Source organism: Streptomyces sp. NPDC000941 (assembly GCF_053599555.1).
Genome location: NZ_JBSFMM010000215.1, coordinates 1 through 18,676 on the forward strand (window position 1 = coordinate 1; position 18,676 = coordinate 18,676).

The 18,676-nt window shown below is 72.0% G+C and carries 18 protein-coding genes; 10 read left to right on the plus strand and 8 right to left on the minus strand.

Translation table 11 applies throughout. The features are described from left to right. Positions 1-410 (plus strand): acyl-CoA dehydrogenase family protein (locus ACWDSL_RS42750; protein WP_450493767.1); only part of this gene is annotated, 410 nt, incomplete at its 5' end. A 152-nt stretch (positions 411-562) separates the two neighbouring features. Further along, positions 563-1,567, plus strand: coding sequence for a LacI family DNA-binding transcriptional regulator (locus ACWDSL_RS42755; protein ID WP_450493769.1), 1,005 nt, complete (start codon positions 563-565; stop codon positions 1,565-1,567). A 19-nt stretch (positions 1,568-1,586) separates the two neighbouring features. Here ACWDSL_RS42755 and ACWDSL_RS42760 read toward each other — a convergent pair whose 3' ends face one another. Continuing rightward, positions 1,587-2,393, minus strand: a complete 807-nt coding sequence (locus ACWDSL_RS42760; RefSeq protein ID WP_450493771.1) for a PaaX family transcriptional regulator C-terminal domain-containing protein — start codon at positions 2,391-2,393, stop codon at positions 1,587-1,589. Between the two features lie 86 nt (positions 2,394-2,479). On the opposite strand from ACWDSL_RS42760, the gene ACWDSL_RS42765 reads away from it, so the two are divergent. The 3 genes from ACWDSL_RS42765 (at position 2,480) to ACWDSL_RS42775 (ending at position 5,784) form a co-directional block, all read left to right on the plus strand. Next, on the plus strand, positions 2,480-4,126 hold the full coding sequence (locus ACWDSL_RS42765; RefSeq protein WP_450493773.1) for an acyl-CoA dehydrogenase family protein: 1,647 nt from the start codon (positions 2,480-2,482) through the stop codon (positions 4,124-4,126). A gap of 181 nt (positions 4,127-4,307) precedes the next feature. Further along, the gene (locus tag ACWDSL_RS42770) at positions 4,308-4,997 is read left to right on the plus strand and encodes a hypothetical protein (RefSeq protein WP_450493775.1); all 690 of its coding nucleotides are present in this window, start codon (positions 4,308-4,310) and stop codon (positions 4,995-4,997) included. A 31-nt stretch (positions 4,998-5,028) separates the two neighbouring features. Further along, positions 5,029-5,784, plus strand: coding sequence for a bestrophin-like domain (locus tag ACWDSL_RS42775; RefSeq protein ID WP_450493777.1), 756 nt, complete (start codon positions 5,029-5,031; stop codon positions 5,782-5,784). Here the strand turns inward: ACWDSL_RS42775 and ACWDSL_RS42780 are convergent. Further along, positions 5,762-7,051: a cytochrome P450 gene (locus ACWDSL_RS42780; protein WP_450493779.1), complete on the minus strand. Its 1,290-nt coding sequence runs from the start codon at positions 7,049-7,051 to the stop codon at positions 5,762-5,764. The two genes, ACWDSL_RS42775 and ACWDSL_RS42780, sit on opposite strands and share 23 nt — an antisense overlap. Before the next feature lie 65 nt (positions 7,052-7,116). Continuing rightward, positions 7,117-7,968: a metallophosphoesterase family protein gene (locus tag ACWDSL_RS42785; RefSeq protein WP_450493780.1), complete on the minus strand. Its 852-nt coding sequence runs from the start codon at positions 7,966-7,968 to the stop codon at positions 7,117-7,119. 103 nt (positions 7,969-8,071) lie between these two features. Between ACWDSL_RS42785 and ACWDSL_RS42790 the strand changes: the two genes are divergently transcribed. Further along, a complete protein-coding gene (locus tag ACWDSL_RS42790; protein ID WP_450493782.1) occupies positions 8,072-8,533 on the plus strand; it encodes a universal stress protein in 462 nt (153 codons plus the stop codon). Between the two features lie 67 nt (positions 8,534-8,600). On the opposite strand, the gene ACWDSL_RS42795 is transcribed toward ACWDSL_RS42790, so the two are convergent. Beyond that, positions 8,601-8,819, minus strand: a complete 219-nt coding sequence (locus ACWDSL_RS42795; RefSeq protein ID WP_450493784.1) for a dodecin — start codon at positions 8,817-8,819, stop codon at positions 8,601-8,603. Between the two features lie 214 nt (positions 8,820-9,033). Between ACWDSL_RS42795 and ACWDSL_RS42800 the strand changes: the two genes are divergently transcribed. Further along, on the plus strand, positions 9,034-11,037 hold the full coding sequence (locus ACWDSL_RS42800) for a toxin C-terminal domain-containing protein (RefSeq protein ID WP_450493786.1): 2,004 nt from the start codon (positions 9,034-9,036) through the stop codon (positions 11,035-11,037). Beyond that, on the plus strand, positions 11,022-11,903 hold the full coding sequence (locus ACWDSL_RS42805; protein ID WP_450493788.1) for a hypothetical protein: 882 nt from the start codon (positions 11,022-11,024) through the stop codon (positions 11,901-11,903). Before ACWDSL_RS42800 ends, ACWDSL_RS42805 begins: the two co-directional genes overlap by 16 nt. A 10-nt stretch (positions 11,904-11,913) precedes the next feature. On the opposite strand, the gene ACWDSL_RS42810 is transcribed toward ACWDSL_RS42805, so the two are convergent. From ACWDSL_RS42810 to ACWDSL_RS42825, 4 genes are all read right to left on the minus strand, one after another. Beyond that, positions 11,914-12,948 carry an NAD-dependent epimerase/dehydratase family protein gene (locus tag ACWDSL_RS42810; protein ID WP_450493790.1) on the minus strand — a complete coding sequence of 345 codons (1,035 nt, stop codon included), beginning with the start codon at positions 12,946-12,948 and terminating at the stop codon, positions 11,914-11,916. Between the two features lie 34 nt (positions 12,949-12,982). Beyond that, entirely contained in the window at positions 12,983-14,821 is a 1,839-nt protein-coding gene (locus ACWDSL_RS42815) for a transketolase (protein WP_450493792.1), read from the minus strand. A 40-nt stretch (positions 14,822-14,861) separates the two neighbouring features. Next, the gene (locus ACWDSL_RS42820; protein ID WP_450493794.1) at positions 14,862-16,187 is read right to left on the minus strand and encodes an NAD(P)/FAD-dependent oxidoreductase; all 1,326 of its coding nucleotides are present in this window, start codon (positions 16,185-16,187) and stop codon (positions 14,862-14,864) included. A gap of 144 nt (positions 16,188-16,331) precedes the next feature. After that, a complete protein-coding gene (locus tag ACWDSL_RS42825) occupies positions 16,332-17,585 on the minus strand; it encodes an FAD-dependent monooxygenase (RefSeq protein WP_450493796.1) in 1,254 nt (417 codons plus the stop codon). Positions 17,586-17,790: 205 nt separating this feature from the next. On the opposite strand from ACWDSL_RS42825, the gene ACWDSL_RS42830 reads away from it, so the two are divergent. Together ACWDSL_RS42830 and ACWDSL_RS42835 are read left to right on the plus strand one after the other, a co-directional pair. Then, positions 17,791-18,576 (plus strand): hypothetical protein, encoded by a 786-nt coding sequence (locus ACWDSL_RS42830; protein WP_450493798.1) that lies wholly within the window; start codon positions 17,791-17,793, stop codon positions 18,574-18,576. Continuing rightward, a partial coding sequence (locus ACWDSL_RS42835; protein ID WP_450493800.1) for a hypothetical protein occupies positions 18,495-18,676 on the plus strand: 182 nt, incomplete at its 3' end. The genes ACWDSL_RS42830 and ACWDSL_RS42835, both read left to right, overlap by 82 nt.

The window sequence follows — 18,676 nt, forward strand, 5'->3', positions numbered from 1 at the left end:
CCGCGTTCGTGACGGCCGCCCAAGCACTCGGCACCGGGCTCGCGCTGCTGGAGCGGACCGTGGCATACGCCAAGCAGCGCACCCAGTTCGGCCGCCCGATCGGTTCGTTCCAGGCGGTCAAGCACCAGCTCGCGGACGTCCTCGTCGCCCTGGAGTTCGCCCGGCCGCTGCTGTACGGGGCCGCGCTGGCACTTGCGGACGGCACCGGCCGGGCCGGCGCGGAGGTCGCCGCCGCCAAGGTCGCCGCGGGCGAGGCGGCGTACGCGGCGGCCAGGACCGCGCTGCAGCTGCACGGCGCGATCGGCTACACGGACGAGTACGACCTGTCCTTGTGGATCCGCAAGGCCCGTGCGCTGCGCGCCGCTTGGGGCTCGCCCTCCGTCTGCCGCGCCCGCGTCCTCGCGCCCTGAGCGGGCGCCGCCGGGAGCCGTCAGCCGATGACCGTGATGACAGTTCGGCCGAAGGGTGCCGTCCGCTACACCGGGTGATCCATGCTGTGACGACCGACCGTCACGTACCAGCGGCTCGGCGAAGAGCGACGGAGAACAGAGGTATCGCGCACATGCACCGGACCCGGCCGACATTGGAGAGTGTGGCGCTGCACGCGGGCGTCTCGCGCGCCACGGTGTCCCGCGTCGTCAACGGCTCCACCAGGGTCGGCGAGGACGCCCGCGAGGCGGTGCAGCGGGCCATCCGGGAGCTGGGCTACGTCCCCAACCAGGCGGCCCGCAGCCTGGTCACCCAGCGCACCGACTCCTTCGCGCTCGTCCTGCCCGAGGAGCCGGGCCGGGTGTTCTCCGACGACCAGTTCTTCCCCGGCGTGGTGCGCGGGGTCAGCCAGCGGCTGGAGGAGGCCGACAAACAGCTGGTGCTGATGATGGCCCGCTCCCCCGCCAGCCGGGACCGCATCGAGCGCTTCGCCCTGGCACGCCATGTCGACGGGGTCATGGTCGCCTCCGTGCACGGCGCCGACCCGCTGCCCGCCTCCCTCGCCCGCATGGGCATCCCGGTGGTCTCCAACGAACGGCTGCTCGGCCCGGTGTCCCTGCCGTACGTCGGCGTGGACAACGTCGGGGGCGCGACCGCCGCCGTGCGCCATCTGGTGCGCTCCGGGCGCACCAGGATCGCCACCGTCGCGGGCCCACAGGACATGGTCGCCGGGATCGACCGGCTGGCCGGCTACCGGGCGGCGCTGGACGAGGCGCGGCTGTCCGCGACCGTCGCCGTCGGTGACTTCACCCAGGAGTCGGGCGTGGCAGCGACGCGCGAGTTGCTGCGCGAAGAGCCGGGGCTCGACGCGGTGTTCGCGGCCTCCGATCTGATGGCGGTGGGGGTGCTGCGGGCGCTGCGACAGGCGGGCCGCCGAGTGCCGGACGACGTCGCCGTGGTCGGCTTCGACGATATCGAGACCGCCCGCTACACCGATCCGCCGCTGACCACGGTCCGCCAGCCCATCGCCCACATCGGCAGGCGGCTCGCCCATCAACTGCTGCGCCTCGCCTCCGGCGAGCAGATCGAGCCGTCGCTGGTCCTGCCGACCGAACTGGTCCTGCGGGAGTCGGCCTGAAACACCCCGGTTCCCGGGGTCAGTCCCCCGCGTACTGGGGCAGCAGGGCCCGGAGTTCGCGTTCGAAGGCGTCGTAGTGGCGGCGCAGATCGGTGCCCGGCCAGTCGGGGGGCAGCAGCCCGGTGGGCAGGACCGGGTCGGCGAGGAGGTGGCGGAGCACGGCGGCCGCCACGGTGAACCGCTCGGCCGGTCCGTCGGCCCGCTCCAGGGCAGCCGACAGCAGCCGGGCCCGGGCGGCCCAGCCGTCCAGGTCCCACAGCCGGGCCGCGAGCCCGACCGGGTCGCCCTCGGGCGCGCCGGTGAGCCACGCGCACTGCTCGGCGGCGACGGCCGGGCGCGGCCGCACCAGGTTGGCGGGGCGCAGCCAGGTGCCTTCGCGCAGCTCGGCCAGGCGCAGGGCGGCCATGGCCTGGCGCAGCGCGGCCCGCTCGGGCGCGGCGCGGCGGTCGGAGGTGACGACCGCGATCTCCCAGCCGCCGTCCCAGCGCCGGGTACGAGGGGCGCGGCTGTCGTCCTGCCGGGCCTGGCGGGCCAGGAGGCGGTCGGTGAGCCGGTAGGCGCCGCCGCGCTGCTCGAGGTCACCGGCCGCGACCATACGGGTGAGCGCGACCCGGACGGTGCCCTCCGCGGCGCCGAACAGCGCCCCGGCGCGGACCAGGGCGCGGGCGGGCAGCTGGGGCGGATGGTGGCCGAGCAGGGTGCTGAGCACGATCGAGCGGGCCGTCAGCGGGCGCAGCGCGAGCGCCCCGGCGGCGCTTCCGCCAGCGGCGCTGGGAGCGGCGGCGCGGGGTTCAGCGTGATCGCGAGTGTCGCGGGTGTCGTCCATATGTGCCCGAACCCTATCCATTACAGTTCTTCGTCAAGCATGATGGAAGTGTAAGAGAGCAGGGCCCCCGCACACGAGGAGACGCCATGGGTGCCACGCATGAAGTCCTCAACCAGGCCCCGCCGCTGATCGGCTTCAGCACGGCCGACGACCCGGCCCTGCTGGAGGCCCTGAGGCGGGACGGAGGGGGCTGGGGCGAGCAGGAGGTGCGGGAGCTGGGCGCGCTGGCCGGGTCCGCCGAGGTCCAGGACTGGGCGCGGATGGCCGAGGAGCACCCGCCGGTGCTGCACACCCACGACCGGTACGGCCACCGCGTCGACGAGGTCGAGTACCACCCGGCCTACCACCAGCTGATGGCCGCCGCCGTGACCAGTGGGCAGCACGCCGCCGCCTGGACCGAGACCCGGCCGGGTGCGCATCTGGTGCGCGCGGCCAAGTTCTACTGCTTCGCGCAGGCCGAACCGGGCCACGGCTGCCCCATCTCCATGACGTACGCCGCGGTCCCGGCGCTGCGCGCCGAGCCGGAGCTGGCGGCCGCCTACGAGCCGCTGCTCGCCGCCCGCGTCTACGACTTCGGGCTGCGCCCGCCGCTGGGCAAGCGGGGGCTGATCGCCGGTATGTCGATGACGGAGAAGCAGGGCGGCTCCGACGTACGGGCCAACACCACGCGGGCGCTCCCGCAGGCGGACGGCAGCTACCTGCTGACCGGTCACAAGTGGTTCACCTCCGCGCCGATGAGCGACATCTTCCTCACCCTCGCCCACGCCGACGAGGGCCTGACCTGCTTCCTGGTGCCGCGCGTGCTGCCCGACGGGACGCTCAACGCCATGCGGCTGCAGCGGCTCAAGAACAAGCTCGGCAACCGCTCCAACGCCTCCTCCGAGATCGAGTACGACGGCGCGGTGGCCTGGCGGGTCGGGGAACCGGGCCGGGGGGTGCGCACGATCGTCGAGATGGTGAATGTGACCCGGCTGGACTGTGTGATCGGCTCGGCGGCGGGCATGCGGGCCGGGCTCCGGCAGGCCCTGCACCACACCGAGCACCGGCGGGCGTTCGGCGCCGAGCTGATCGACCAGCCGCTGATGCGCAATGTGCTCGCCGACCTGGCCGTCGAGTCGGAGGCCGCCACGACGCTCGCGATGCGGCTGGCGACGGCTCTGGACCGGGCCCAGGCCGGGGACGAGTCGGAGGCGGCGCTGCGCAGGCTGGGGCTGGCGGTGAGCAAGTACTGGGTGTGCAAGCGCGGCGCCACCCACGCCGCGGAGGCCCTGGAATGCCTGGGCGGCAACGGCTATGTCGAGGACTCCGGCATGCCGCGCCTGTACCGGGAGGCGCCGCTGCTGTCGATCTGGGAGGGCTCGGGCAATGTCGCGGCCCTCGACGTACTGCGCGCGCTGGGCCGCGAGTCGGGCGCGCTGGACGCCTTCCTGGCCGAGCTGGACACCGCCGCCGGGGCGGACGCGCGGCTGGACGCGGCCGTCGCCCGCCTCCGCGATCTGCTGCCGCAGCTCGCCGATCCGCAGCGGGCGCAGCTGCTCGCCCGCCGCCTCGCCGAGCAGATGACGCTCGTCTTGCAGGGCAGTCTGCTGGTGCGGTACAGCCACCCCGCGGTGGCGGACGCCTTCTGCGCCTCGCGGCTCGACGGCGACTGGGGCCACGCCTTCGGCACCCTGCCGCCCGGCGTGGACACCGGCCCGATCCTGGACCGGGCACGGCTCAAGGACGCGCGGTGACTGTCTTTTAAGGCCGCTGTTTCAAGCCTTCAAGGCCGCTGTTCGAGGCCGCGGCTCTGCCGGGCGCTCAGCCCGGCAGAGCCAAAGCCCGGACGGGCGGATTCCGCACAAATTCACCCATTCGAGGGAATCCATGCGGGCATACGGCTGTAACGGGTCCGATCAGCCGAAGATCTCGGTCGTGAACCGATGGCAACGCACGTTGCGTTCAGGGATTCTCGCCACGGCCCTGGTACTCGCCTCGGCGGGGGCGGGCCGCGTGGCCGAGGCGGACCGGGCCGGGGCTGACGGGCCCGACCACTCGGCACATGGCCCGCACGGGGGCATCCACCTCCACATCGAGGTGCGCATTCCGGGTCTCGACGTGATCTGGCCGGGGTGGTGTCCGACGCCGACACCCACCCCCACAAAGACCCCGACGCCGACCCCGACCCCCACGCCTACGCCGACGGACACCCCCACGCCGACGCCCACCCCCACGCATACGTCGACGCCGACGCCCACCCCCACGCAGACGACCGCGCCCACACCGACGCACCGCCCCACCCACACCGCGGCGCCCACCCCACCCGCCAAGCCGTCCTCGGCCGCGCCGCCCCCCGCACGCCCCACCGCGCCCCCGTCGCCGTCCCGGTCGGCCGCCGAGAAGCCGCCCAGGACGCCGCGGCCGAGCTCCCCGGCGCCGACGGGCCCGCCTCGTACCGCGGAGTTGGGCGCGTACCACGCGCCCGCCCCCCAAAAGTCGGGCGGCGGCGTCTCGTTGGTCACCTTCACCCTGCTGATCACCGCGCCCGCGGTGCTCGCGGCCGCCGCCCTGCGTCCCCGTTCGCGCTCGCGCTCCGCCGCGCGCGGCCGCGGGTCGCGCGGCTGACGCCGACGCCGACACCTGACGGAGGTTGCCCATGCCCGAATGGCTGATTCTGATTCTCGTGACGGCGGGGGTCTGTGCGCTCGTCGTGGCCGTCACGCTGCTCAACCAGCGGCGGGTCCCCGAGGACGACGATCCCTCGGAGACGCCCGATGTCATCGAGTACATGACCATGATGATCGGCGTGGTGTACGCCATCGTGCTGGGCCTGGCCATCGCCGGCGTCTGGGAGGCGCGCGGCGCCGCGCAGGACGGCGTGCGCACGGAGGCGCAGGCGCTGCACGAGGTGAGCGAGCGCGCGGCCGGCTACCCCGCGCCGGTACGCGACCGCATCCGCGCGGACGTCCGGGCGTATGCGGACCATGTGGTGTCCAAGGAGTGGCAGGTGATGATCGACAAGGGCGAGCTCACCGACCGCGGCGCCACGCTGCTGGCCGAGTTGCGGCGCGATGTCGCCGACTACACACCGCGCACCGAGCTGGAGTGGCATATCTACCAGCCGCTGGTGGACCAGGTCGCCGCGGTGGACGCCGCCCGCGAGGCACGTGCGCAGAACGCCGGGCCGACGATGCCCAGAGTGGTCTGGTTCGGGCTGGCCGTCGGCGCGGCGCTGGTGGTCGGGCTGCTGTTCACGCTGCAGATCCGCCGTACACCGCGCGAGCTGGCGATGTCCGCGATGTTCTGCGCGCTGATGGTCTTTCTGCTCTTCCTGGTCTGGGACTTCGACGCGCCCTTCGGCCGATCGGTCGGGGACACGGCCGACCCGTTCAGAGATCTGTTTCCCAGCTGACCGGCAGGTGTTTGAGGCCGTTCTGGAAGTTGGACGTGAGCCGCACCGGCTCGCCTGCCCGGCGCAGCCCGGGCAGGCGGGTCAGCGCGCTGCGCAGCATCGCCCGCATCTGCAGCCGGGCGAGGTGCGCGCCCAGGCAGAAGTGCGGGCCGTGGCCGAAGCTGACGTGGTCGCCCAGGCTGCGGGTGATGTCGAAGCGGTCGGGGTCGTCGAAGACCATCTCGTCGCGGTTGGCGGAGGCGTGGTAGACGACGACCTTGTCGCCGTGCCGGATGCGCTGCCCGCCCAGCTCCACCTCGCGGGTCGCGGTGCGGCGGAAGTCGATGACGGGCGGCCAGAAGCGCAGCATCTCCTCCACGGCGGAGTCGGTCAGCTCCGGGCGGGCCAGCAGGAGTTCATGGCTCTCGGGGTGGTCCAGCAGGGTCAGCAGCCCGCCGGGGATGCCGTTGCGCAGGGTCTCGTTCCCGGCCACCGCGAAGAGGAAGAACATGTTCTCGAACTCCTCGCGGCTCAGACCACCCTCCCGTAGATGGGCCATCACGGTGCCGGGCCGGGGCCGTTCGGCCAGCGCGTGGGCGTAGGCGAACATATCGGCCAGGGCCTCGCGGGAGCGCGGATTCATCGGCCGGCCGTCCGGGCGGGTCAGCGACCGCGGCCGGTGGACGAGGGCCGCGCGCGCCATCGGGCTGAGCCCCGCGGCCTCGGCGGTGCTCGAGGCCGCGTATTCGGCGTCCTGGTAGCCGATGACCCGGCTCGCCCAGTCGAACAGCAGACCCCGGTCGCTCTCGGGGACGCCCATGACATGGGCCAGCGTCCACACCGGCAGATCCGCCGCGAGCTCCACGAAGTCGGCCTCACCCCGCGGTGCCACGCCCTCGACGAGCGCCGGCGCGCGTGCCTCGATGACCGTCCGGAGCTCGCGCACCGCGCGCGGGGTGAAGGCCGCCGCGACGACCCGCCGCGTCCGGGAGTGGTCCGGCGGGTCCTGATTGAGCATCATCGCCCGGACGAACTCCAGATCGCCGGGCGTATCCGGGTCACGGATCTGGGTGGCGCCCAGCTGGGAGGAGAAGACCTCCGGCGTGCGCAACACATGTTTGACATCGGCGTGCCGGAAGACCGCCCAGAAGCCGGGGCCCGCGGGCCACGCCCCGACCGCGGGTTCCTCGATCCAGCAGACGGGGCGGGTGGCGCGCGCCTCGGCGAAGAGCGCGTACGGGACACCGGCGGCGTAGGTCTCGGGCAGGAACACCGCATCAGGGTTCACAGCCGTGACCGTACGGCGCCACCCGCCGGTGCCGTCAAGACGGGCGCGTACGGGATACCGGCGGGTCAGGACACCGGCACCGGCAGCACCCGGCGCAGCGGGTCCTCCGGCAGCAGCCCGTGGCGCTTCCACTCTCGCGGATAGCCGACCGACACCTCCTGGAAGCGCACCCCGTCCTCCACGGTGGTCCTGGGGATGTGCAGATGTCCGTAGACCACGGTCTCGGCGCGGAACCGCATATGCCAGTCGGCGCTGAGCTCGGTGCCGCACCACAGGGCGAAATCGGGGTAGCGCAGCACCCGGGTGGGCAGCCGGGTCAGCGGCCAGTGGTTGATGAGCACCGTCCGCAGCTCGGGGTCGCATGCCTCGAGCCGCGCCTCGGTCTCTTTGACGCGGGCCCGGCACCACGCGTCGAGGGTGGCGTACGGCTCCGGGTGGAGGAAGTGCTCGTCGGTGCACACGACCCCCGCCTCGTGCGCATGGGCGAGGGCCGCCTCCTTGGTCTCCAGGCCCTCGAGTCGGAACGAGTAGTCGTAGAGCAGGAAGAGCGGGGCGATGGTCAGCGGCCCGCCGATGCCCTCCCACACCGGGTAGGGGTCCTCGGGGGTGGCGATCCCCTTCGCCCGGCACATGTCCACCAGCGCCTGGTAGCGCCGTACGCCACGGGACTTCTCCGGGTCCTTGGGGTGGCTCCACAGCTCATGGTTGCCGGGCGACCAGATGACCTTGGCGAAGCGCTCGCTCAGCAGGCCCAGCGCCCACTCGATATCGGCGAACAGCTCGCCGACGTCCCCGGCGACGATCAGCCAGTCGTCGTCCGAGCCCGGCCGCAGCCGTTCCACGATCTCCCGGTTCTCCTGGTAGGCCACGTGCAGATCACTGACGGCAAGAAGCTCGCCACGGTGCGTTCCGCCCATCGATTCTCCTGTTGTACGGTGCCGGTCATGGTGGGTCGCGGCGCGGGCGCCGCGGTCCGGGCCGGTTGATCACCTACCCTTTCCTGGCGCTAGCCTCGCAGATGTGGTGGACAAACTCCCCGCGTCCTTCGAACGCGGAACGGACGGCCCGAAAGTCATCGTGGTCGGAGTGGACGGCTCCGATTCTTCCTGGCGCGCCGCGTCGTACGCGGCCGGCCTGGCCCGGCGGCAGCGCGCGCTGCTCGCCGTGGTGTACGTACAGCCGGTGCTGGCCGCGGGGGCGGCGCTGGGGGCCTCGGTGGCCCAGACAACCGAGCAGGTCGCCGAGGAGCTGATCCAGGAGATCCGTGAGGCGACGGAGCGGCTGCGCGGGGTCTTCGAGGTGCGCTGGGAGTTCCATACCTTCCGCGGCGATCCGTACAACGGCCTGGTGCAGGCGGCCGACGAGCTCAAGGCCGACGCCGTGGTGGTGGGCGCGTCGGAGCAGGCGGGGCACCGGTTCGTCGGCTCGGTCGCGATCCGGCTGGTCAAGGCCGGGCGCTGGCCGGTGACCGTGGTGCCCTGACCGGGGCGGCCGGACGGCCGGTCGCACGTCAGTACGAGGCGGTACGAGCGACCTTGCCCGCCGGGCGTCAGGAGTCGGTGTCCTCGATCCGGAAGCCGATCTTCAGCCCTACCTGGTAGTGCGCGATCCGCCCTCGTTCCATGTGTCCGCGAATCTCGGTGACTTCGAACCAATCAAGCTCACGCAGGGTCTTCGACGCCCGGTCGATACCGCTCGCGATCGCGGCGTCGACGCCGTCCCCCGATGACCCGACGACCTCGACAACGCGGTATGTGTGGTTGGACATGGTCCTTCCCCTCACCGTGGAACTGCCCCTCCCACCGTGCATCACGCCGCCCCTGTCCGCGACTCGATGACGCGCGGGGCCACCGGTCGTGTCCCTGGCCATCAGGCCCTGTTGCTGCGAACATGGGCTCTCTGACCTGCAGTTGGGGCAGAGAGTCGCGCGGGGGGACGCGATCACCTCGCGGCGGCGCCATCGACAGCACACGGGGGATGTCATGACGGAGCCGGCACGACCGGACGGCCAGTGGCCACCAGAGAGCCCGTCGCCACAGGGCGGCGGGTACGGTCCACCTCCACCGCAGGGCGGCGGGTTCGGCCCGCCCCCCGACGCCTTCGTGCCTCCGCCGCAGCCCCCGTACGCGCCCCCGCAGGGCACCCCGTACCCACCCCCGCAGCACTCCCCCTACGGACCGCCGCCGGGCTCACCGTACTGGCCCCCGCCGCCCCCACCGCCGGCCCCGGAGCCGCGCGGCGGAGCGCGGCGGCTGCTGCCCTCGGGGCGACGCGGGCGGTTCTTGCTGTTCGGCGGGGTCGGTGCGCTGATCTTGGCGCTGGTGGCCGGGCTGGTGCTCTGGAGCGACACCTCGGGATCGGAGGAGCCGCAGGCGAAGCGGAAGAGCCTGCCGAAGCTGAACCTGGCGCCGTTCCGGCAGGCGGTCGACAATCTTCTGCTCACCCCCGGCCTGCGCTACGAGGAATCCTCGCCGGCCGACACCACGAAGCGGGACATCACCGTCACCGCCTCCGGCAGCCGCTTCGGCACCATGGGCCACGGCCAGAAGTCGCTCGACCGCGAAATCTTGAACGTGGGCGGCAAGACCTTCACCCGCTGGCGGGTGGACCCCGCACCCGACAAGGACGCCAAGCCCGGCAAGGAGGCTCCCGGCACATGGGAGGCCGGGTACGGGAGCGGCGCCGACTCGGCGAGGGAAGCGGTCGAACGCCGGCCGTCCCCGGCCGCGCTGGCGACTCAGCTCTCCCGGGCCCTGGACGCATTGGAGGGCACCCCGGCCCCGAGCGAGTCGGCTCGGCCGCCCCGCACGGTGCACGGCACACCGGCCCTCGCGGTGGACACCTCCGCGGGCCGTCTGCTCATCACCGAGAAGAAGCCGCACCGAGTGCTGCGCCTGGAGCCCTACACCCCGTCCCGGCTGACGGAACCCACGCCGAGCGGGTCCGCCGGCAGGGTGAGCCTGACCAGGGCCAAGGATTCCCCGGAGGTGACGGACGGTCCTCTCGAGGGCAGTGATTCCCAGGGCATTGATCTCGCCCCGGTCACCGGGGACGCCGTCGACCCGATGCTCGACACCCTGGAGAAGCGGACCAAGGAACTCAACAAGGCCACCGACAGCGGCATCTCCCTCACGCTCAGCGGCTCGGGTTCGGTCAAATGCGGCTCCGGGGGCTGCACCGCCGGCCAGAACTTCACCGGACAGATCACCACCAGCGCGAAGAGCCGCCTGGTGGACGGCAAGGTCACCGCCGTCATGAGCGCCACCTTCACCATCGACGGCAGGTCCGCCGGCGGGTGCACGAGTCAGCAGGGCACCTTCGCCGTCAGCGGCACCAGCGTCTCGGGCAATCTGTCCTGCTCCAACCCGGGCGCCGGTCCGACCTTCGCCTCGATCGAGGCACAGAAGAAGGCGGAGGCCCGGGCCCGCTCCCGGGCGAACGGCGGCCGGCCGGTCCAGTACCGCATCCCGTACACCTCCAGAACCCTGATCACCGCCCGCGCGCTGGCGACGGTCGAGGTGAAGCGGCTCGTGGACCGGGTGAAGCAGGAGCGGAACAGCGCGAACTGCGCCAGGCCGCACAGTTTCGCCACCGGCGACCGGGCGCTCCTCACCGACGGCACCCGCCGCCCCAGCGAGGACATCCGCCCCGGTGATCGGGTGACGGCCGACAAACCCCGTAAGAGCAACTGCAATCGCAATCCGATCACACGTGAGTGGTCCGACGACATCGCCAAGTACCTGGGCTACAGAAACACCAACAAGAAATCCGCCGCAGGACCCATGATCTGGGAGCACAAGAAGCCGGGGCGGACTCTGCCGCGCTACATCACCTGGGACCGGAACGGGCACAAGGGCGGTATTTTCAAGGGCGCCAACTTCAAAAACCCCTTCCAGTCCACCAAGGACAAGGACCGAGACGGAACCTACGATTTGGATGTCGGACCCAATGGAGAGATACGAGGCCTCAAGTGGATCGCGAAGTAGTCACCGAGCTGGCCGTCGGCCCTCGTGACGAAAACGTGCGAGACGTGCTTGACGAAGCCAAGGGCTGGGGTGCTTACGCCGCGGAGTTGCGTAGAGTGCTCGGGGCCGTGATCGAGGCGAGCGGCGCCGACACGCTTGAGGTCGGCGAGTTGTTCGTCGGCCAGCCGCTGCCCGACGAGTTCTCCGCGCTCCGCAACGGGCTGGAGATCGGCCCGCGGGAGGCTGTGGACCTTGCCGTGGGCATGGCGGCCGGTCGCGGTCCCTACTGTCGGCTGACCAGCACGGATCAGCTGCGCATCGAATCGGGATGGAATGGTTTCGTACATCTCCTTATGACGCCGGAAATGGCCGGCCGGATGGCGGACCTGCACGGCGACGACGTGAGTCTCGAATGGCGCACCGCGGCACCGGAACCCGCGGATGGGTCACGGATCGTCGACAGGCCGGCCGATGCGGAATTCTGGGCCGCCGTACGAACGGCCGCCGCGGAGCTGACCCTGCTGTGCGAGCGCTGGGCGTACGGCGCGTGCGGCTACCGATGGTTCCGGGTGACCTCGGAAAACTCCGCCGAGGTGGCCGAAACCGTCCGCCCCCGCTCACTGCTGAGTGTCGTTTCCGACCCCGAATTGCGGCTCGACACGGATCTGCTGGACGAAGACTTCATGGCCTTCAAGGCTCCATTGACGCCAGGAGAGTTGGCCTACCGTTCCTATCCGGGTGGCGCGGATTCTCTCGCCGAAATCACCGACGAGGGCTTCACGTTCATGCTCGAGGATTCCGCCCTGGAGCGCTGGCGCGCCGTCGTGCCGGACTCCGACGGGGTGGTCAGAGCGCGATGGGAGGATTTCAGGGAGGCGGACGGGTAGCCGTACCCCGTCAGCCGCTCGGCGCCGCGTGTCCCGCCAGCGGCGCCGTCTCCATGCCGCTGTCGTGCTGCAGACCGTGCAGGAACTCCTCGATCGTCTCCGCGGAGGTGCGCCGCGGCTGCCACCCCAGTTCATCGCGGGCACGGCCGGCGTCCATCAGCGGCAGCCGCAGCGCGGCGTCGAACAGCTGGGGGGAGGCGGGGACCAGACGAAGGTGCCAGGCGGCGGCCAGTGCCGAGCGGGCGGCGATGCGCGGCGTCCGGACCACCCTGGCGCCCAGCATCTCGGCGAGCACGCGCGCGTCGAGCGGGGGTTCGGCGGCCAGGTTGAAGGCGCCGCGCACATCCCGGCCGATCGCGAGCCGATAGGCCTCGGCCGCGTCGTCGGTGTGCAGGGCCTGCAGCAGCAGTCCGTGGATGTCGGGCACCACCGGCAGCAGGGTGGGGCGCACCAGACGGCGGGGCAGGAACGGTCCCAGGAACAGGCGGCGCTGCTCGGCCGCGGACTGCTCCTTGAAGAGGAACGCGGGGCGCATCCGCACCACCCTCACCTGCGGATGCTCGCCCTCATAGGCGTCCAGCACCCGTTCCAGGTATGCCTTTTCGCGGCAGTACGCGGCCTCGGGCCAGCCGTGGGTGGGCCAGGACTCGTCCACCCGGCGGTCCTGGGGGCCGGGCGCATACGCCCCCACCGAGGACGCGTACACCAGCACCGGCACCTCCGCGGCCGCGACGGCCTCGAAGAGGCGGATACTGCCGAGGACATTGGTCCGCCAGGTGGTCACCGGGGCATGGCTTGGCTGGATGAGCCAGGCCAGATGGATCACGGCGTCGGCGCCTTCGAGGGGCCGGACCAGGTCGTCCGCCTCCTCCGCGATATCGGCCCGGATCCAGGTCACCTTCGGCGGCGTCCAGGCGGGGATGCGGCGGGCGACCCCCACGACGGAGGCGACGTCCGGGTCCTCGCCGAGCGCCCGGAGGACGCTGGTGCCGGTGTTGCCGGTGGCGCCGAACACCACCACACGCTTTCCGCGGTCGTTGCTCATGATCCGCTCCTCGTACAGTCACAGAGGTTGTACGTCAGTTCGCCGCGCCGACCAGTTGACGGGCGGCGGCGGCGATCGCCTCCGCGTCGATCCCGGCCACGGCCAGTTGCTGCGCCGGGGTGGCGGAGGTCGGTATGTCGCGCACGGCGAGCCGGGCCGTGGGGGGCATCGGGTAGCCGTCGCAGAAGGCCTCCAGCACCGCGTCACCCAGCCCGCCCTCGGGGTGGTGGTCCTCGACGGTGACCAGGGCCCCCGTCAGGTCGGCGGCGGCCCTCAGAGTTTGCGCGTCCGCCGGCTTGACCGTGTACAGGTCGATGACGCGGGCGTGGATGCCCTCCTGGGCGAGCCGGTCGGCGGCGGCGATCGCCTCGTGCAGGGTCACTCCGGCCGCGACGATGGTGACGTGGTCGTCGTCCGTGGCGCGCACCAGCTTGCTGCCGCCGATCGGGAAGCTTTCGGAAGGCGGGTAGATGACCGGGGTCTTGCCGCGGGTGGTGCGCAGATAGCGGATGCCCGACTCCTCGGCCATCTCGGCGGTGAGCCGGGCGGTCTGGTTGGCGTCGCACGGGTACAGCACCGTGCTGCCGTGCACCGCGCGGAAGGCCGCCAGGTCCTCCAGTCCCATCTGCGAGGGGCCGTCCTCGCCGATGGCCACCCCGGCGTGCGACCCGACCAGATTGAGGTCCGCCCGGCTGATGGAGGCCATCCGTATGAAGTCATAGGCGCGGGTGAAGAAGGCCGCGAAGGTGGACGCGTACGGGCTCCAGCCGCACGCCTGGATCCCGATGGCGGCGGCCACCAGTTGCTGTTCGGCGATGTAGCACTCGAAGAACCGCTCGGGATGCTCCTTGGCGAAGAGTTCGGTGCGCGTGGAGTCGCCCACTTCGCCGTCGAGCGCGACCACATCGCCGCGGGCCGTGCCGAGCGCGGCCAGCGCCTGCCCGAACGCGTCCCGTGTCGCGACCTCTTCGCCGGGGTCGAAACGCGGCAGCGTCAGGGGGCCTTCGCGGGACGGCCGCGCGATGCCGACCGCGGGCGGGCCGAGGACCGGTACGGCCATCTCCCGTACGCCGCCGAGTTCGGCGACCGCTTCCTCGGGGTCCGGCAGCGGCTTGCCGTGCAGGCCCTCCCGGTTCTCCACGGCGGCCACGCCCCGGCCCTTCACGGTGCGGGCGATGATCGCCGTGGGCCGGCCGACCGTGGAGGCCGCGTCGCCGTAGGCGCGGTCGATCGCGGCGACGTCATGGCCGTCGATCTCGATGGTGTGCCAGCCGAAGGCGTGCAGACGGCGCGCGTACGCGCCCAGATCCCATTCGTGGCGGGTGGGCCCGCGCTGGCCCAGCCGGTTCACGTCGATGATGGCGGTGAGGTTGTCCAGGTGCTCGTACCAGCCGTGCTCGACGGCCTCCCACACCGAGCCCTCGGCCAGTTCGCTGTCCCCGCACAGCACCCAGACGCGGCTGTTCACCTTGTCCAGGCGCTTGCGGGCGAGCGCCAGGCCGACGCCGATGGGCAGCCCCTGTCCCAGCGAACCGGTGGCCACATCCACCCACGGCAGCCGCGGTGTGGGGTGTCCCTCCACCCGGCTGCCGAGCTTGCGGAAGGTGAGAAGCTCCTCGTCGCTGATCGCCCCGGCCGCCTTGAACAGGGAGTACAGCAGTGGGGACGCATGCCCCTTGGAGAAGACCAGGTGGTCGTTGCCGGGGTGGCGGGGCTGTTCGAAGTCGTAGTGCAGATGGTTCGCCAACAGGACGGCCATCAGGTCCGCGGCCGACATCGACGAGGTGGGATGGCCGGATCCGGCCGCCGCCGCGGCCCGTACCGAGTCCACTCGGAGCTGCTGCCCGAGCTCGCTGAGCAGATGGTCTTGCATATCGCTCCTTCGTGGTCTCTGGTCTCTGGTCCCTGGCCCATCAGCGGCCGTCCGGGGCCGTATGAGGCATCCGGACACGCTCGGGCGCCTCGGTGTCCAGTGGGACCGCCCAGGAGCGCACCATGCCCAGCTGTACGCCCTGCGGCGGCAGCACCACGTCGATCAGCCAGTCGGTGGCGACCCGGACGCGGTTGCCGGGCATCGCCATCAGGTGGTAGCCGCGGGTGACCAGGTTGGCCACCGGTCCGGACAGCGGCACATGCAGCGGATTGGCGGCTCCCTGCACCCCGCCGAGGTCGACGGTGAAACCGAGGTCGTGGTGTTTGTACGCGCGCCGCGTGCCGTACCCCAGCGTGGCCGCCACATTGCGGCCCGCCACCTTGCCCTGCCGCTGCGCATGCTGCGCGGTCATCGGCGTGAACTGGCCCGGCCGGGTCAAATCGGGCACCGCCGCCGCGTCCCCGCAGGCCAGCACCTCGGGGTGACCCGGCACGGCGAGATACGGGTCGACGCACAGCCGCCCCCGCTCCGTCGGCAGACCGAGGTCGTCCACGAGCGGGTCGGGACGGACGCCCACACACCAGATCAGCGACCGGGTCGCGATGAACTCACCGGTGTCGAGCAACACGCCGTCCTTGGTGGCCTCCTTGACCGAGGTGCCCGTACGGATGTCCACGCCACGCTTGGTCAGCACCCGGTCCGCGGTGTCGGACAGCCTCCGGTCGAGCTCGGGCAGCACCCGGTCCGCGATGTCGATCAGCAGCCAGCGCGGCGGCGGGGCGCCGCACAGCGCGGCGTTATGGCGAGCGAGGGCGTCGGTGAGCAGCACGCCGTGTGCGGCCACCTCGGTGCCGGTGTACCCCGCGCCGACCACCACGAAGGTGCGGCGGGCGGCCCGCTCCGCGGGGTCGTCGGCCGCCCCGGCCAGCTCGATCTGGCGGATCATGTGGTCGCGCAGATACAGCGCCTCGGGCATGTCCCGGAAGCCGTGCGCATGCTCGGCCACGCCGGGGATCGGCAGCAACTTGTTGACGCTGCCGACGGACAGCACGAGCCGGTCGTAGTCCATCCGGCCGCGCCGGCCCTCGGGGTCCGTCCAGCTGATCCGGCGGGCGTCGAGATCGACCGAGTCGACCTCGCCGAGCACCAGGCGGACCCCCGGCAGGGTCTGGGTGAGGGAGATCGAGACCCGGCGGGGTTCCAGGACGGCGGCCGCCACTTGCGGCAGCAGCGGCAGATACAGAAAGTAGTCGTTGGGGTTGACCAGGACGATCTCCGCCTCGTCCCGCAGGGTGCGGGAGAGCGTACGGGCCGCCTGGTAGCCGGCGAATCCGGCGCCGACGATCACGATGCGGACTCGGTTCACGCGGGGCTCCCGGGCATACGAATCTCACGGAACGCTCCAAGTGCCCTCATGTGCCGAGGCCAAACCCCGGACAGCAAGCCCCCCTTTTAAGGCTCGGCCCCAGGGGGCCTGAGGCCGAGCCGGCGTGCCGCGTCCGCGGGCTCGTTACCGACGGGCCCGCGCCACCTCCCCCGTGACGCGCTCGTCCCAGTCGATGCGGTATCCGGTCAGCCAGTCGGCGGCGCCGCCGTCGGCGTCCGCCCGCTCGAGCTTCCGCGGGAGTATCGCGTCCCGCAGGGCCCGGCCCACCGGCCCGGGCACGGTGCGGCGGACCAGGCCCGCGCTCGTCGCGACCACCCGCTCCACCCGCTCGCGGCGCAGCCGCTCGTACGCGGCGAAGGCCGACCGGGGCGTGCGCAGGTCGCGCAGGCACTTGGCGAGCACCACGCCGTCCTCGATGGCCAGGGACGCGCCCTGGGCGGCGTTCGGCGCACAGGCGTGCACCGCGTCGCCCACCAGGACCATCGTCTCGTCGGACCAGGTGGGCGTCGAGGCGATGTCGTAGGCGTTGGTGGCGACGATGGACTCGCCGCTCGCGCGGATGATCTCGGCCGCCGGGGTGTTGTCGTCCGCGAACAGACCGGCCAGCTGCTCCCGCCACTGCTCCGGGGTGGTCGCCGCGAGCTCGTCCTTGGACAGCTCGGCGCCCGGGGTGTTGGCGAACCACCAGACCTCGCCGTCGGGGGCCGTGGTGCAGCCGAAGAACGCGCGCTTGCCGTAGATCATGGCGTAGCTGTCGGGGTCCGGGGGCGACGCGGCGTCGCGGGTGTAGCCGCACACCGTGTGCTGGCCGGTGAAGCGTGGCCGGGGCGCCGCGGCTTCGATGGTCCTGCGGATGAGGGAGTGGATTCCGTCGGCGCCGATGAGCAGGTCCCCCTGGGCCCGCCCGCCGTCCGCGAAGGAGGCCACCACGCGTCCGTCGGGGCCGGTCTGGGCGGCCAGGAGGCGCTTGCCGTGCTCGACGCGCACACCGCGGCGCGCCGCCTCCTCGCGCAACACCCTTGCCAGGGTGGCGCGTTTGATCGTACGGGCGCTCAGCGCGCCCTCCTCGGAGCCGGCCATGGGCCGCCCGCCGAGCCGTTTACCGGTGTTGCTGATGAAGTCGGCGCGGCCTGCCGGGAAGGAGTTGTCCAGCACCGGCTGGTGTGCGCCGATGGTGCGCAACGCCTCCATGCCGTTGGCGGAGATGAGCAGAAACGCACCCGCTTCGGTGGCGGCTGTGCCTGCGGTGCCGTCTGTGCCTGCCGTGCCGGCTGGGGGATATGCCTCGTACACGGCCGCGTTGATTCCGGCCTTGCGCAGGGCGATCGCGGTCACGGTTCCGGCGATTCCGCCACCGATGATCAGGGCATTGGTCATGGTGCTCCGTGGAGTGGAGTGGGGGGACAGTGGGTGGTGCGGGTACTTCTCGGCACAGCGCTATCAGGGTCGGCCGATGCCGTCCAGTCCCCGGCGGACATGACGCCGGGTCCCGTGTGGAACGGCGGCATTTTAAGGTGTCATTGACGGTCGTGTGTGGGGGGAGAGGGCAACTGTGCGATGTCACGGGGTGCTTCGGGGCGGTGTGGCCGCCTTGTCGGTCGGCCTGCTGCTGGCCGGCTGTTCGTCGGGGTCCGGCGGGTCGGGCCCCAAGCGCCCGGGTACGCCTTCGGACTTGGGGGCGCCGCCGTCGGTGAACGACGCGCCGCGGGCGAGCCCGATCCCGTCCGGCCCCGACTTCACGGTGCGCCCCGACCGGGTGCCCGACACCTCCGCGCGGGCGCAGCGGCTGGCCCGCCAGGTGATCGCCGGGCCGCAGGACTTCGGGGCCGACTTCGTACGGCAGCACCCCTTCGAGAGCGACTCGCGCACCTGGGCGGTGCTGGACGGGGCGTGTGTATGGCAGCGCGAGAAGCTGCCCAAGGGGGTGCTCGCCAGCCTGTCGCAGCACAGCGTGCTGCCCGCCAAGGGGGCCGGGAAGGGGCCGGTTCGGGTGATGGTGGTGGTGTCGGTGCACGCCGGTGCCGACAGCGCGGACCAGGAGATGGCCACCACGCTGGAGGAGGTGGTGCGCTGTCCCGAGCAGCGGCTGAACCAGGACGAGCGGATCATCTCGCTGTTGTCCTCGGGCGCCCCGTGGGGGCGGCGGGGCCAGGAGACGGCGGATGACCAGATCTGGGAGCACGGCGAGTACGAGAGCGACTCGGCCGGCGGCCCGTATCCGTACATCTGGGGCTCCTCGCGGATCGGGCCGGTGACCGTGTCCGTGATGGTCAAGGGAGCCAAGGGATACAGCGAGAAGGAGACCGACGACCTGCTGTACTCCCCGCTGGTCAAGATGGCCGAGGCCGTGAAGGGGGAGCTGAAGTGATCCCGCTGCGTTCGGGGGATCCGGCGCGGATCGGGGGCTACCGGCTGCTGGGCAGACTCGGCGCCGGCGGCATGGGCATCGTCTACCTCGCACGCTCCAC

Excerpts from the sequence above, each read along its gene's own strand:
- ACWDSL_RS42755 (WP_450493769.1), top strand. The coding sequence starts at position 563 with ATGCACCGGACCCGGCCGACATTGGAGAGTGTGGCGCTGCACGCGGGC.
- ACWDSL_RS42760 (WP_450493771.1), bottom strand. The coding sequence starts at position 2,393 with ATGGACGACACCCGCGACACTCGCGATCACGCTGAACCCCGCGCCGCC.
- ACWDSL_RS42765 (WP_450493773.1), top strand. The coding sequence starts at position 2,480 with ATGGGTGCCACGCATGAAGTCCTCAACCAGGCCCCGCCGCTGATCGGC.
- ACWDSL_RS42775 (WP_450493777.1), top strand. The coding sequence starts at position 5,029 with ATGCCCGAATGGCTGATTCTGATTCTCGTGACGGCGGGGGTCTGTGCG.
- ACWDSL_RS42785 (WP_450493780.1), bottom strand. The coding sequence starts at position 7,968 with ATGGGCGGAACGCACCGTGGCGAGCTTCTTGCCGTCAGTGATCTGCAC.
- ACWDSL_RS42795 (WP_450493784.1), bottom strand. The coding sequence starts at position 8,819 with ATGTCCAACCACACATACCGCGTTGTCGAGGTCGTCGGGTCATCGGGG.
- ACWDSL_RS42800 (WP_450493786.1), top strand. The coding sequence starts at position 9,034 with ATGACGGAGCCGGCACGACCGGACGGCCAGTGGCCACCAGAGAGCCCG.
- ACWDSL_RS42810 (WP_450493790.1), bottom strand. The coding sequence starts at position 12,948 with ATGAGCAACGACCGCGGAAAGCGTGTGGTGGTGTTCGGCGCCACCGGC.
- ACWDSL_RS42815 (WP_450493792.1), bottom strand. The coding sequence starts at position 14,821 with ATGCAAGACCATCTGCTCAGCGAGCTCGGGCAGCAGCTCCGAGTGGAC.
- ACWDSL_RS42825 (WP_450493796.1), bottom strand. The coding sequence starts at position 17,585 with ATGACCAATGCCCTGATCATCGGTGGCGGAATCGCCGGAACCGTGACC.